This window comes from Thermotoga sp. RQ2, from assembly GCF_000019625.1.
Taxonomy (GTDB): domain Bacteria; phylum Thermotogota; class Thermotogae; order Thermotogales; family Thermotogaceae; genus Thermotoga; species Thermotoga maritima.
Map to the genome: position 1 here is coordinate 1272358 of NC_010483.1, position 13398 is coordinate 1285755.

A 13398-nucleotide genomic window follows, 5' to 3' on the forward strand; every position below is an offset into this window, starting at 1 on the left:
ATGATCAGTTTCGAAACCAAAACCAAGATAGAAGAACTTGAAAAGAAATACAAGGATGTTCTTTCGGTGGTCAACGAGGATGAAATCAACAAGGAACTCGAAGAGGTAGAGAAAAAACTCACAGATCCATCGGTATGGGATGATCAAAAAAAGGCGCGTGAGTACACCCAGAAACTGAAGAGGTTGAAGAACATCTCTGAAGATTTGAAGAGAGTGAGATCTCTGTTCGAAGATCTGGAAGTTGCCATAGAACTTTCCGACGAGGATCAGGAGATGGCTCAGCACGTGGAAGAAATAGTTCAGGAGCTGGAAGGTGCCGTCAAAAAACTGGAACTTGAGATCATTCTGAACGGAAAATACGATCCGAACAACGCTTATCTGTCGGTCCATCCAGGTGCGGGTGGTACCGAGTCTCAAGACTGGGCGCAGATGCTTCTCAGAATGTACATGAGGTGGGCAGAGAGAAAAGGTTTCGATGTTGAGATTGTGGAGTTCCAACCGGGAGAAGAGGCCGGTATCAAGGATGCCACGATTCTCATAAAAGGTGAATACGCTTACGGTTACTTGAAACACGAATCCGGTGTTCACAGACTGGTCAGGATCTCACCCTTCGACGCGGCCAGAAGAAGACACACTTCTTTCGCTTCTGTGAATGTGATTCCGGAGATAGATGACGACGTGGATATAGAGATCAGACCGGAAGATTTGAAGATAGAAACTTTCAGAGCTTCTGGACACGGCGGACAATACGTCAACAAAACCGAATCTGCCGTGAGAATCACGCATCTACCGACCGGGATCGTGGTCTCCTGTCAAAACGAAAGATCGCAGCACCAGAACAAACAAACCGCGCTGAAGATACTCAAAGCGAAACTCTACCAACTCGAGATGGAAAAGAAGCGAAGGGAAATACAAGAGATTCAGGGAGAACTCAAGGACATTTCCTGGGGAAACCAGATAAGATCTTATATTTTCCACCCGTACACGATGGTTAAAGATCACAGAACCGGAGTGGAAACTGCGAACGTTGACGCCGTTATGGATGGAGACATAGATATGTTCATAGAGGCCGAGCTGGTCTATTTCGCTCGTCGATCAAGTTAAACCGTATTTCTTCATTTTGTAAGACAGGGTCTTGTAGTTCATATTCAGGACTTCACATACTTTTTTTCGATTGCCCTCGTTTTCCTCGAGGGCTTTCTTTATGACCTTCTTTTCCACGAATTCAACCAGAGAGTCAACGAATTCTTTCAGGTTCAAGCCTTTTATCTCATCGATTCCACTGGCGATTTTCATCGCCTGATCAACGGGATTCTCCAGAGTAATTATTTCGTAGACTTTCTCGAGAAATTCCTGCGTGTTTCCCGGCCAGTGGTACTCTATCAGGAGCTTTGTCAGATCGTCATCGATTTTCACTGTTTTTCCCTGGAACTGAAGAGACTTTATGACCCCGTCAAGCATGTAGGGTATATCCATCTTTCTTTCTCTCAAAGGCGGTATTTCGACGAAGGGGATGTTGTTTTTCGGTGTGCTGTCCATTCCCAGTATTATCTTTCTACCACCAAGGCCAGCAGGCGAGAAATCTGGAGGCACATCGTCGATGAAAACAGTGTGCGAATTTATGTTCAGCGGAAGATCTTCGTGGTAGATGAGGGAAAGGTAATTTCCACCCGTTACAAAATCCACATACGCGTGTCTGTGAACCCCTTTCTCTGAAACCAGCGCAAAAATTGAAAAAGAATTGTAAAATTTCAAAACTTGGAACAGAATTTCCTTTATCTTGGCTCCCTGAAGTTCTGGGGTGTAGAGTAAAAGGTTGAATCTTGCCTTGATGGTTTCAAGATCCTTTCTGGCAGCCGCGTACTTCAAGGCAAGTTCCAGCTCCCTCAAAGACTGGACAAAAAGGGTGTCTTCCATTTCCAGAATTTTTTCACCGAAAACTACATCCCACTTTTCGGCAAGGATCTTGTCTCTGTAGTCTTCTCCTTCGTACAGGTCCCAGATCACATCGTGGGATATCTCTGATATCATATCTTTGAAGGTGTTGACAATATCCTTTCTGATGAGGACCCTCAACACGGTATCAGCCCCGTTGTCCGTTGCTTCCGTTTCAAATCTTACCACACGAAAGGGAGGAAAGAGGAACGGAATGGAGCTCAAAAAACTGGATGAAGGTCTTTTCTGGCCGGATTACAAAAACTCTATCGTCAATTTTTCAAATTCGATTCTCGAGTTGTTCGACGAAAAACCACTACATAGGCCTTTCAGGTTCCCCAAGCGAGTTCTTGAAAACGTGAGAAAAGTGATCGTTATGGTAATAGACGGCCTCAGTTTTGAGATCTTTTCGGACACGATTCATGATGACGATGTTCAGGTTTTTCCCTGTTCGGCTGTTTTCCCAACCACCACCGCTGCTGCTCTTCCCAGTCTCTACTCTGCTCTCACACCGCTAGAACACGGTTTTTTAGGTTACATTCTTTATCTCAGAGAAGTGGGAAGCCTTGTGAACATGATAGAGATGTCTCCTCCGGGCCTTCCCAGAGACAGCGTGCTCAGGTTTCACGATTTCAAGTTCACCACTATCTTTCAGAGACTTCAGAGCAAAGTGAAGAGCTTCTTTCTTATTCCAAGGTATCTTCTGGGAACGGGTTTTTCCAGAATAATGTCCCAGGGATCGGAGCAGATCGGTTTTTCGAGTTTTGGGGATATGATCGAAAGAACTCTTGAAGTGCTTGAAAAACACGACAGAACGCTGGTTTTCATCTACTGGCCAACGTTGGATTCGATAGCGCACAAAAACGGTGTTGGAAGAGAGTACATCAGAGAGCTAAGATGGATTTACAGGATCTTGAAGTCCGAACTTCTCCGCAGGTTGAAGCAGGATACGCTCTTTTTCCTCGTGAGTGACCACGGACAGATTTCGACACCTCAAGACAACGAAATATGGTGGAATTTTTCTTCTGAAGTTATGAGGTTTCTCGACAGACCCCCCGCTGGAGAACAGAGAATGATGTTTCTTTATACGAAAAAAAAGAGAGCTTTGATAGAATATCTTAAGGAGAAATACGGAGATTTTGCCGTTTTTCTTGACACGAAAGACGTCGTCCAGCTTTTTGGAACTGGAAGAAAGCATCCAGAATTTTTCAGCAGAGTGGGAGACGCTGTTCTGATAACAAGGGAGACTTTTTCTTTCAATTACAGATACACAGGAAAGGAAGAGAGCTTGTCTGGAAGGCACGGGAGTCTTTCTTATCAGGAACTGGTGGTGCCGTTGGTAGTCTACAGGAGGTGGTAGGTTCCGTTATTTGAAGAGTCCAACCTGGGGAAAAGTGGATTACAGAACGGTTCGAGAGCTCATAAAAAAGTTCACAGAAGGATACAAATACAGCGTGTTCGTCGGGACGGACAGTGATGTGAAGGACGGGAAAGTGATATACGCCACGGCACTTGTTGTGTATCGTTTTGGGAGCGGTGCCACTTACTTTTACACGGTGTACAGGGACGGAAATGGAAAAGATCTGTATTCGAGGATCTTCAAAGAAGCGGAGATGAGTCTCGAGATGGCAAGATTCGTAGAGGAGATATTGAAGCTGGGAAAACCTGTTGTGCACCTCGACATAGGTTACGAAGGTCTCACAAAAGATCTCGTGTCCAGTGTGATAGGTTACGTGAAGGGGGTTGGGTACCCCTATCAGATAAAACCTGATTCGTTCGCCGCCACGAAAATTGCGCATAAACACACCAAATAGGGAGGTATAGTTGTGAGAATCCTTCTGAGTGTCTCCAGATTCGAAGACGAACTGATCGAAATTCTCGATAGACTCGATGAAACATACGAAATCTTCGCTGATAACGATTGCTTCGAGATTCTCAAAGATAGAATCCCCAGGATAAGACCGTTTGAAAGAGACGACTTCGATCTTCTTTATCTGAACTGGAGAGATTTGCCTTCCGAGAAACGAGAGGAAAAGATACTTTCGACCATCGATGAGAACAGAACTCTCCTTTTCCTAAAGGCGATCAAGAATTATCGTGAAAAGCTTGTGGTGACCACTTTGGAAGATTTGAAACTCACCTTCTCTGAGATAGAAAGAGCGGGGGACGTTTCCCTTCAAACTAGGAGGTACCTTCTTCTCAAAGGGCTTGCACATTTTTTGAAAGTTCATTCCGAAGTTCTTGAGAGCCTGTCTGATCTATTTTTCATAAAGGATTGGAAAGCAATCGTCCTGGAAAGGTTACAAGAGGGTATCAAAGCGCCTGTCAGTCTCCTGCCAGTGAGCATTCCTCCAGAACTGGTTGAGGATATCGGTCTCGCTTCGCATCTGATAAGGTTCCTGCCCCAGAAAGCGTGCGTTCTGGTTAAAAACGGGAAGATCGTTTACGCTTCATCGACGGGTGATCTTCCAGAAATCGAGGGTGGTGTTTTCGCACTCAAAGGTGTGTTCAGAGGAGAGAAGAAGTTTGACTTCATCCTGGCAGAGGATTTCGAAGGTGATGTGGAGGGTTTGAGGATAAAGGACTTGCTCCATCAAGAAGAGGGCCTCGTTCTTTTGGGAGCGTCTGGATACCTGAGAGAACCCGTTCCAACAAACGACTTCACAGAGGTGCTCTCTATGCACCCGGTTTTCGACAGCTGCGCTGTGACGAAAGAAGGAAAACTCGTCCTTCACGTTGTGGAACTGAACAGAAGCGATGTCATAAATGCCCTTGAGAAAATTGACCTTTCGGGCACGGAGGTGGCGTTCAACTTTCCCATCTCTGATGAAGAGAAAGCCGAGCTGAAACAAAAGGGGGTAAAGAAGGTATCCTGGATAGATTCGAGAAGAATCTGGAGAAGGTGCTGAACTATCTTTTTGAGAATAACTGCCTTCTCTGTGGCAAGGAAGTGTCACCACTCAGATCTTTGTGTGAGAACTGCGAAGAGAAGGTCCTCAAAAATGGACCTTCTTTTTATCGTGAAGTTCACAGAAAATACGAGCTTTTTGTGTACTCTGACTACACGGATGAAATTGAACGCATCATAAGGCTTTACAAATATCATGGTGAAGTTTCTCTTTCCGGAACATTGGTGAAGCTTTTTCTGAAACTTTACAGTTATTTTCCCAGAGAAGCCAACCTCATCACATGGGTTCCTTCTTCGCTTGATTCTCTCGAAAACAGAGGCTTCGATCACATGAGGCTTTTAGCGAAGAGGATGAGCAAAGAGTTGGGCATACCGTTTGACGCTGTTCTGGAAAACGTGTCGGAAGGAAGACAGGTGGAAAAGAGCAAAGAAGAGAGGAAAAGAACCGGAAGATTCATCTGTAAGAAGGATCCTCCTCAGAACGTGATACTGATAGACGATGTTTTGACGACGGGAACCAGTGTAAGAGACTGCGTGGAAACCCTTTTCAGGAATGGAGTCAGCAAAGTTTTCGTTTATGTTCTGGCGAAAACTAGACGATGAGGCCTATTATCAAGTCGTTGACGTTCGTTCCCGTAGGTCCTGTTATCAAGAGCGCTCCAGATTTTTTCAGAGCGTTGTACGAATCGTTGTTCTCCAGATACTGGTAGGGGTCTTCTCCCATTGCTTTCAGCGTTTTTGCCGTGCTTCCATCCACGATTCCTCCAGCTGCGTCTGTGGGGCCGTCCGTTCCATCTGTTCCTGCTGAACACAGAATCACTCCTTCTATCCCTTCGAGGGCTATCGCTGCCGAGAGAGCAAGTTCTTGGTTTCTTCCTCCGATGCCGTTTCCTTTCACATGAACGACCGTTTCTCCACCGAAGATCAACGCGGCTGGTTTTTTCAGAGGTCTGTCTTTGAACTTGACCTCCTTCATGATGCTCGCTATGAACCTTCCCGCTTCTCTGGCCTCGCAGTCCAGAGAAGTGGTTATTATCTCCGCGTTGAACCCTTTTTCTTTTGCCAGTTTTTTAGCTTCGTCACACACCTTTTGAACGTTTCCTATCAAATCTATCTCCACGTTCGATAGATGCTTCGGTGTTTCTCGAAGGATCGCTCTTTTCACCGATTCGCTGATTTCTATTCCATACCTTTCCAGAACTTTCAGAGCGTCTTCAGAGGTGGAGTTGTCTGGCCATGCGGGACCGGATGCTATCACGTCCAATCTGTCACCGAGTACATCGGAGAGGACGAGCGCTACGACTTTAGCGGGAAACACCCTCTCCGCGAATCGACCACCTTTCACCTGCGACAGGTGTTTCCTCACGGTGTTTATCTCTTCTATGCTTGCACCACTTTTCAAGAGAGCGCTGGTTAGCTTTTGAATTTCTTCGAGAGACACTCCTTCCGCGGGCAACTCGAAGAGGGAAGAACCTCCTCCGGAAAGAAGAAAGAGGACTGTGTCGTTCTCATTCAGCTGATCAACAAGTTCGAGGACTCTCTCGGTGGCTTTTATGGTGTTTTCATCGGGAACCGGATGGCCTGCCTCGTAGATTTCAAAATCATCTATCAGTCCTTCGCTGTGGCCGTACTTTGTTACAACCACACCTTTTCTTATCTTCTCCCCAAGAACTTCATAAGCAGCTTTTGCCATTCGCCACGCTGCTTTCCCAACGGCAACGAGAATCACTCGATCGAGGTTCAACTTCGGCAGCGTTTCTTTCACTGCTCTGTCGGGAAAAACCGCTCCTATGGATTTTTTGACTATTTCTATCGCTAATTTCTTCAAGGATTCAGGATCAAACAATACGTATCCTCCTCTCTTTTTTGTATCACAGGTTCTCTTTTGAATATCTCCCGGGCTGTGAGGTACGCGTGTGACAGGGCTATTCCCAGGTCTACAGGCCTTTCCGAAGAGATGCAGAGTTCACCGCCGGTGTATTTGATTTTCCACGGCTGTCTGTTCAGAGCAGACGGTGCCAGGATCGTCATCTCAACGATTTTTACGACCTCGGGTGGAAGTTCTTCCAGGTCGTTTTCGAGAAAGGAGGTGATGGGTCTTCTCTTTCTGGTGAAGTTCCTGGTCCTGGGGTATCCGAAGACGATGATGTAAGGAACGTCCGGATGGGGTGATCGGGCCATCCAGCACGTTCCAAAACCCTGCGCTGTGAGAAAAAGGACTATTTGTTCTCCCTGAAAACCGTATTCGACGAGTTCGTCAAAATGTTTTTCAACTTTTGCGTAAATGTAACTTGGAAATGAGGAAAGATTTATTTTCCAGTCCAGTTTCTTTGTGATAAACTTTACTAAAAGATTTTCAATATCATCTTTTACTCTCTCCGGCATTTTCCTTTCCAAAAAATCCCGCACTGAGTGCCTGTTTTCAATCGCTTCAAAGATGTTCACCTCTACCACCTCCGGGGGTGAGCGACGTGAGAAAATCACTGGCTTTTTTGATTGTTTCTGTTCTGCTTTCAATTTCTTTTGGGGATTTCCTGTATCTTGTGCCGCTCTCGGTGGATTTTCCCGAGGAACTCTACGAGAGCACGGGAACCAGGTCGTTCCTTGTGAAATATTTTACTCTTTTCGAAGACGAATTCCAAAAGGGAATCGTTTTTTCTGGATGGATCTTTTCACCCAGCGATCAAGCCACAGCCACCGTGGAAGTGAAGCTCGAGGGTGAAAAAGAGCAGCACAGCTTCTCTGTGGAAGCGAAGCGGAAGGGTTTTTACCTTGTGATCCCTCCACATCTTCTGGTGTTTCCAAAGGATTTGAAGGTCTTCATTGGAAAATACGAAGTGGGGGGTGAGCCTCGTTGATAGAGATGATCACCCATTTAACAGCTGCTGTGCTTCTTTTCTTCTTCGTCGTTATCGTGAGAAAGTACGCGAGGAATCTGGGAAGTTATTTTCTGGAACTTGGAGTTTCTATCATAACAGGGGGGCTTTTACTTACAGAGATCAACGGAACATTTGGATATAATATCATACTTGTTGGGATAGTGGTTACCTTTTTTGGCGTAACAAAAATCTTCAAGAGATTAAAAGAAATAGCCATAAAAGACTATCTCACAGGACTTTACACGAGGTACTACTTCTTTGAGGAGTGGCTCCCAATGGAAATGGAAAGGCAAAAAAGAAAGAATGGAAAAGGCATCTCCTTTCTCATCATCGATCTGGATGATTTCAAAACCATCAACGATAAGTATTCTCATAGAATGGGCGACAAACTTTTGAAGTACGTTGCAAGTGAGATCATCAAAAACATCAGGAAAACCGATTGTGCGGTTAGATTCGGCGGAGACGAAATTCTTATTGCTTTCCCGGATACCGACAAAAAAACTGTTGAAAACATTGTGAAAAGACTTGAGAAAAAATTAATTTTCAACCCAGTGGGACTCCCGGTAGAATTTTCTTATGGAATAGAGACCTGGAAACCCGGTGAAAACGTGGAAGGTATTGTTCAAAACGCGGATCTTCAGATGTACGCTCTGAAGAACCTGAAAAAGCAAAAGCGCGTTCTGACGGAAGAGCCAGAGGTTGACTAACTCAAAATTTTAAGGTAATATATTCAATGCGGTGGGAGCGTAGCTCAGGGGAAGAGCGCCTGCCTTACAAGCAGGAGGTCGTAGGTTCAAGTCCTGCCGCTCCCACCAGAGATGTCAGGTGGCCAGGTAGCTCAGTTGGTAGAGCACTGGACTGAAAATCCAGGTGTCGGCGGTTCGATTCCGCCCCTGGCCACCAGTTCTGTTCAAAAGATATTCAGCCCGGTCAAAAAGGCCGGGCTTTTTGTATTATTCTGGATTTAGATTTTGTTCACTATTCTGGAAGATCTCGTAGCAACCTTCTGAGTGATAGGAAAGGAGATTTCAATTCCTTTTTCTTTAGAGAATTGCCTAAGAAAGCAGTTGCCCCTGATTTGTAGGACAAAACGTCACCTGTCTGATGCCAAGATTCAAGGAAATTGGACCACAGGAGTTCCTGGGAGAAAAGAAGAGAATTGTAGTCGCTTCCCCAATAAATTAGGGAATCTGGATCGTCTGGCATGAATATACTTACAGGATTTTCTATTGAGGTACCTGATTTTTCGGCATATTCGTAAATAACCAGCTGTTCGAGGGATTGTGATACTTCATTAGCATAGGTTTGAACATCAGAGTTGTTTATGTCTTGCATAGAAATCGCACAATTGTTGAGATCCACAAGCAGATTGTAGTCGGGATAGTACTGCATCAAACTTGGATAGAAACTGTTTATTGTGATTCTTAGAGAATCATCCATGATGGAAACGAGCCTGCTCGCTAAGCTGTTCAAAGAATCGGTTACACCAGTGACTTGATTGGCGTCGTAAACTGCTAGACTCAGACCATAATTCTCCCAAAATGTCTCATCATAGAAATTTCTGTAGGCATCAACTATCTTCATTCCAACATCGAGAGCATCGTCAGAAGAAGTTATGTTCGCCAGGAAGCTGTAATCCCACCCGTCGCCAGGTTCTGTGAAACTGGAGGCAACAATGTAGTCAACCAAACCTCTCAATTCGTAGAGAACTTCTATGGATCCCATTAGACACGCGTCCATTCCCAGGATATCGATGCGCGGAAGTCCGTAGCTGTTGTATTCTTCCAAAGCTTGGCGGAGTTCTGGGGTGGTGATGTGATTACCTGAAGTCTCATCGAAGCATATGGCTCTTGGTGAATACCTGGCTTTTGCGTCGTAAAGCCATGCGTTTCCATGATCCCAGAGAATAATGGCGCGGTGTGAAGCTTCCAAATTGCTTGCATATTCCATATAATTGATCAATTCTGATATATTTCCAGAATCGATTTCAGCATCTGCCGGTCCCCCTTCCCATTCTCCTTCTTCGTTTAGAACGTATATCCAATCACTATGGAAGAAACCATCGAAAATTACCACAACAGAAACGTTTTCATTTGAATTCAACATTTCACTCAAATCGTTCAAGGCAAATGATTCCAGATTGTTGTCAGCACACATCCAGACGAGGAAGAACCAGTTTAAACCCTGAAACGTTACATCGAATTGAGTTTCAATTGAAGGATTTCCAACAAGACGAGCTTTGAATGTCACAGTACCGCTTTGAACCGGCCAAATCCTTATCTTTGCAATTCCATTGCTATCCGTGGTGAAGGAGTTCTCTTCTGTGATAGCGTCAGAAAGTGGATACCAGTTTCCATCAGATTCTTGGTATAATAACTGGACGTTCACCCCAGGAATGGGTACACCCGATTCATCAACCACCTGAACGTCTATGTAACCGATTCTCCCGACCACGTGAGTCTCATTATCTGCGATTATCTGTGCTGAAGTTGTTGAAATTTGTTCTTCAGGTTGTATAATGATGTAATCCACCCAGGCTGTGTCGTATCCTTCGGAAACGCTGGAATCTTTCTTGTACGCGAATCTTATCGTGTGCTCCCCGGGTGGGAGAAGGTACGCCAGCGGTGTCCAGTCCACCTCTCCAGAAAGTTCGTCCCAGAGCACGTTGTCAACATAGAACCTGAAATAGTCGAAATCTTCCTCACTGCTCACTTTCACCCAGAAGGATAGGATAACTGGTACATTGTAGTTCACTGTGAACTCCACCCAGCTTTTTTCGTAGTTGTCTATGTCACCGAACTGAAGAGAATGGTTTCCTTCATAGAAAACGGAATCCTGAACAAACGGTAAGGCATCTCCTCCCAGGATCCAATCAACTGGAATTCCATATTCAAAGTCTACGATGTAAGCAGGGCCAACGTAAGTTATGCCGCTTTCCATACCGTTTGCTACAGCGTTTACACCGACCATCGCTATCTCTTCATCACCTTGCACAAGGGGAATGGAAAAGAATTTTTCTGTTGTCTCACCTACATATCTCCAGAAATTTTCAGAAACGTACTTTTTATGCACCATGAACACCGCATTCTCTATATTGTAATCCCAGCTGAGGACTATTTCCTCGTTTTCCAAACTCGCTGTCAGATTGCTCACAGGTGGTAGGTATGGAAGCGATGCTGTTATCGTTATTTGGGGATTTGTTAAAACAAGATCATCCCCTACACTAAAATTTATCTCACTCATCCTTGCGGGATAAATTGTGACGTCGAACTCTTCTTGTAGGTTTGTCACAGTATTATCGTTAATGTTGGTTAAAGTAGCTGAATAAACGATGTGCCATACTCCCGGTTCGAGATCAGAGATTGTATAAGTATCCTCTGTTGAATTTACAGTGTGATCAAGGTTCAACTCAGAATTATTTGCGGAATGCACCATTTGGATCTCAGAACTTTCTATTATGTAAGGAGCATCAGGATTCAAGCTCATGTTGAGACTAAATTGACCGGAAAGGAACTCGAGAGCTATAAAAACATCATTTGCTCCATCTCTAAGATTCACCTGAGAGGAACCTTCCATTATTTTTGTTTCTTTATCATAGAGTTCTGAATTGTCCGTATAAGCTTCTACCTCTATCGTATGCACACCGGGATAGGTTTGAACTGTTATAGAAATTTCTGAGGAGGTGAATTCCCCTGAATAAATCACCGTTCCTGAACTGTTCAGGACTCTCACTTGGAATTTGCTTATGGGAAGTTCATCTTGGAAGGCTTTTGTAAAAGGAAAGTTCAATGTAAGATGAATCTCCGCTGTTATCTTTTCGGAGGATGGTACCAAAGAAGGCTGCGCACATCCTGATAGAATGACTAATACCATGAAAGCTGCTAAAATGGAAACGAAAAAAGACTTTCTCAACCTCATGGTTTATACCCCCAAAAAAGAGTTTGTTACTTTATTATATGAGAACAACTTCAACAAAGTCAAGAAACAGAAGTTTCGTAGTTCAAAGTTTTGGAAAATGAAGGCGTGTTGATCTAAGAAAGAAAAATCCGAAAAAATAAAAAGTCCTTCTGGGGATTGACCATATTTCGTACTCATGCTATAATCTTCTTCGGCGTGTCTGAACTGGTCTTTTCAAAGGAAAGGGATTGTGATATAATATAAAGACGAGGTGGGGCCGTAGCTCAGCTGGGAGAGCGCTACCATGGCACGGTAGAGGTCGTGGGTTCAAGTCCCATCGGCTCCACCAGCGGGGGCCCCCGTAGTTCAACGGATAGAACGGCGGATTCCTAATCCGCAGATGGAGGTTCGATTCCTCCCGGGGGCACCACTCCCGGAAGGAATATGAGGTGGGCCGTTAGCTCAACAGGTAGAGCACCTGATTCTTAATCAGGGGGTTGCAGGTTCGAGTCCTGCACGGCCCACCAGATTTTTTTAGGAAAAAGCAAGTGGAGGCCAGCCCGGCTTCCCACCCTGGGGCAAGAGGCTACCAGGGTAAATATCCCTGAAAGATTCAGCTTCAAGGGGAAGCGGGCTTTTTGCCCGCTATTTTTTATGACTGAAGGAGGCGATAGGTATCGGTGTAAACACGGATCTTCCGAGAAACGAGCAGATAAAGGCTCCAAAAGTCAGAGTAGTAGACGAAAATGGAAAGATGATAGGTGTCATGCCAACCAGAAAAGCTCTGGAACTTGCGAGGGAGAAGGGACTCGATCTTGTTCTCGTTGCTCCCAACGAGAATCCGCCTGTTGCCAGAATTATGGACTACGGAAAGTACAAGTACCAGCTCACAAAGAAACAGAAAGAAAACAAGAAGAAGCCTGTTCAGATGAAACAGATGAAGTTTCGCTTGAAGATTGACGAGCACGACTATCAAACCAAGGTGAAACATATAAGGAGATTCCTGGAAGATGGTCATAAAGTCAGGGTAGTTGTAATGTTCATAGGAAGAGAGATGATGTTCGCTGAAAAGGGCAAAGAGATCCTGGAAAGGGTTATCAAAGACACGGAAGATCTGGCTACGGTGGAAAGTCCTCCCAAGATGGAAGGAAGAGACATGTGGATGGTGCTGAAACCCAAAAATTCGTGAAGGAGGTCCTGGATATGCCGAAGGTGAAGACAAACAGAAGTGCCGCGAAAAGATTCAGGATAACAAAGAACGGTAAGATAATGAGAAATCACGCTTACAGAAGTCATAAAACGGGAAAGAAAAGAAGAAATGCCCTCAGAGCGCTCAGAAAGAAAGACGTGGTTTCCAGTGCAGATAAAAACAGAGTTCTCAGACTTCTTGGAAAAAAGTGAGGAGGGATAAGTCATGCGCGTAAAAAGAGCTGTGCACGCGAAAAAGAAGAGAAAGAAATATTTGAAAGCCGCTAAGGGATACAGAGGAGCTCTCAGCAGAAGGTACAAGCTCGCCAAGCAGATGTATGTAAGATCGAAATGGTACTCCTATGTTGGAAGAAAGCAGAAGAAGAGAGATATGAGAAAGCTCTGGATCACGAGAATCAACATTGCTGCAAGGAACGAAGGACTCAAATACAGCGAGCTCATTCACGGTTTGAAACTTGCTGGTGTTTCCATAAACAGAAAGATGCTTTCTGAACTCGCGGTGAACGATCCTGAAGCTTTCAAAGAATACGTGAAGATAGCGAAAGAAGCTCTCGCATCCTGAGGTGTTGA

At 44.8% G+C, this 13398-nt stretch carries 14 protein-coding genes and 5 tRNA genes; 15 read left to right on the plus strand and 4 right to left on the minus strand.

Annotated elements, in window-relative coordinates; all coding sequences use genetic code 11:
- Nucleotides 1–1104: a peptide chain release factor 2 gene (prfB, locus tag TRQ2_RS06395; protein ID WP_004082004.1), complete on the plus strand. Its 1104-nt coding sequence runs from the start codon at nucleotides 1–3 to the stop codon at nucleotides 1102–1104.
- Here prfB and TRQ2_RS06400 read toward each other — a convergent pair.
- Nucleotides 1096–2031 carry a helix-turn-helix domain-containing protein gene (locus tag TRQ2_RS06400; protein WP_010865365.1) on the minus strand — a complete coding sequence of 312 codons (936 nt, stop codon included), beginning with the start codon at nucleotides 2029–2031 and terminating at the stop codon, nucleotides 1096–1098. The genes prfB and TRQ2_RS06400 overlap by 9 nt on opposite strands.
- Nucleotides 2032–2149: 118 nt before the next feature.
- Between TRQ2_RS06400 and TRQ2_RS06405 the strand changes: the two genes are divergently transcribed.
- Genes TRQ2_RS06405 through TRQ2_RS06420 form a run of 4 tightly spaced genes read left to right on the plus strand, consistent with a single transcriptional unit; the run spans nucleotide 2150 to nucleotide 5446 of the window.
- Nucleotides 2150–3295, plus strand: a complete 1146-nt coding sequence (locus TRQ2_RS06405; protein ID WP_004082008.1) for an alkaline phosphatase family protein — start codon at nucleotides 2150–2152, stop codon at nucleotides 3293–3295.
- 10 nt (nucleotides 3296–3305) lie between these two features.
- Nucleotides 3306–3749 (plus strand): ribonuclease H-like YkuK family protein, encoded by a 444-nt coding sequence (locus tag TRQ2_RS06410; protein ID WP_004082010.1) that lies wholly within the window; start codon nucleotides 3306–3308, stop codon nucleotides 3747–3749.
- Nucleotides 3750–3761: 12 nt separating this feature from the next.
- Nucleotides 3762–4844 (plus strand): hypothetical protein, encoded by a 1083-nt coding sequence (locus TRQ2_RS06415; protein WP_004082012.1) that lies wholly within the window; start codon nucleotides 3762–3764, stop codon nucleotides 4842–4844.
- On the plus strand, nucleotides 4838–5446 hold the full coding sequence (locus tag TRQ2_RS06420; protein WP_011943726.1) for a ComF family protein: 609 nt from the start codon (nucleotides 4838–4840) through the stop codon (nucleotides 5444–5446). Before TRQ2_RS06415 ends, TRQ2_RS06420 begins: the two co-directional genes overlap by 7 nt.
- On the opposite strand, the gene TRQ2_RS06425 is transcribed toward TRQ2_RS06420, so the two are convergent.
- Together TRQ2_RS06425 and TRQ2_RS06430 are read right to left on the minus strand one after the other, a co-directional pair.
- On the minus strand, nucleotides 5436–6689 hold the full coding sequence (locus TRQ2_RS06425) for a glycerate kinase (RefSeq protein ID WP_012311021.1): 1254 nt from the start codon (nucleotides 6687–6689) through the stop codon (nucleotides 5436–5438). The genes TRQ2_RS06420 and TRQ2_RS06425 overlap by 11 nt on opposite strands.
- Nucleotides 6668–7288, minus strand: coding sequence for a nitroreductase family protein (locus TRQ2_RS06430; protein ID WP_012311022.1), 621 nt, complete (start codon nucleotides 7286–7288; stop codon nucleotides 6668–6670). Before TRQ2_RS06430 ends, TRQ2_RS06425 begins: the two co-directional genes overlap by 22 nt.
- A 26-nt stretch (nucleotides 7289–7314) precedes the next feature.
- Between TRQ2_RS06430 and TRQ2_RS06435 the strand changes: the two genes are divergently transcribed.
- The 4 genes from TRQ2_RS06435 (at nucleotide 7315) to TRQ2_RS06450 (ending at nucleotide 8625) form a co-directional block, all read left to right on the plus strand.
- Nucleotides 7315–7701 (plus strand): hypothetical protein, encoded by a 387-nt coding sequence (locus TRQ2_RS06435; protein WP_012311023.1) that lies wholly within the window; start codon nucleotides 7315–7317, stop codon nucleotides 7699–7701.
- Nucleotides 7702–7706: 5 nt separating this feature from the next.
- Entirely contained in the window at nucleotides 7707–8429 is a 723-nt protein-coding gene (locus tag TRQ2_RS06440; protein WP_012311024.1) for a GGDEF domain-containing protein, read from the plus strand.
- Nucleotides 8430–8462: 33 nt separating this feature from the next.
- Nucleotides 8463–8537 (plus strand) — tRNA-Val (locus TRQ2_RS06445).
- 12 nt (nucleotides 8538–8549) lie between these two features.
- Nucleotides 8550–8625 (plus strand) — tRNA-Phe (locus TRQ2_RS06450).
- 75 nt (nucleotides 8626–8700) lie between these two features.
- Here TRQ2_RS06450 and TRQ2_RS06455 read toward each other — a convergent pair.
- Nucleotides 8701–11640, minus strand: coding sequence for a clostripain-related cysteine peptidase (locus TRQ2_RS06455; protein WP_004082025.1), 2940 nt, complete (start codon nucleotides 11638–11640; stop codon nucleotides 8701–8703).
- A gap of 252 nt (nucleotides 11641–11892) precedes the next feature.
- On the opposite strand from TRQ2_RS06455, the gene TRQ2_RS06460 reads away from it, so the two are divergent.
- The 6 genes from TRQ2_RS06460 to rplT all read left to right on the plus strand — a co-directional run bounded on the left by TRQ2_RS06460 (nucleotide 11893) and on the right by rplT (nucleotide 13390).
- Nucleotides 11893–11968: transfer RNA gene (locus TRQ2_RS06460), tRNA-Ala, on the plus strand.
- 6 nt (nucleotides 11969–11974) lie between these two features.
- A tRNA-Arg gene (locus tag TRQ2_RS06465) sits at nucleotides 11975–12049 on the plus strand.
- 21 nt (nucleotides 12050–12070) lie between these two features.
- Nucleotides 12071–12146 (plus strand) — tRNA-Lys (locus TRQ2_RS06470).
- Nucleotides 12147–12331: 185 nt separating this feature from the next.
- Nucleotides 12332–12808, plus strand: a complete 477-nt coding sequence (infC, locus tag TRQ2_RS06475; RefSeq protein WP_227738450.1) for a translation initiation factor IF-3 — start codon at nucleotides 12332–12334, stop codon at nucleotides 12806–12808.
- A gap of 14 nt (nucleotides 12809–12822) precedes the next feature.
- Complete coding sequence (gene rpmI, locus TRQ2_RS06480) at nucleotides 12823–13020, plus strand: 50S ribosomal protein L35 (protein ID WP_004082029.1); 198 nt, start codon at nucleotides 12823–12825, stop codon at nucleotides 13018–13020.
- 13 nt (nucleotides 13021–13033) lie between these two features.
- A complete protein-coding gene (gene rplT / locus TRQ2_RS06485; RefSeq protein ID WP_004082031.1) occupies nucleotides 13034–13390 on the plus strand; it encodes a 50S ribosomal protein L20 in 357 nt (118 codons plus the stop codon).
- Nucleotides 13391–13398 lie beyond the last annotated feature (8 nt).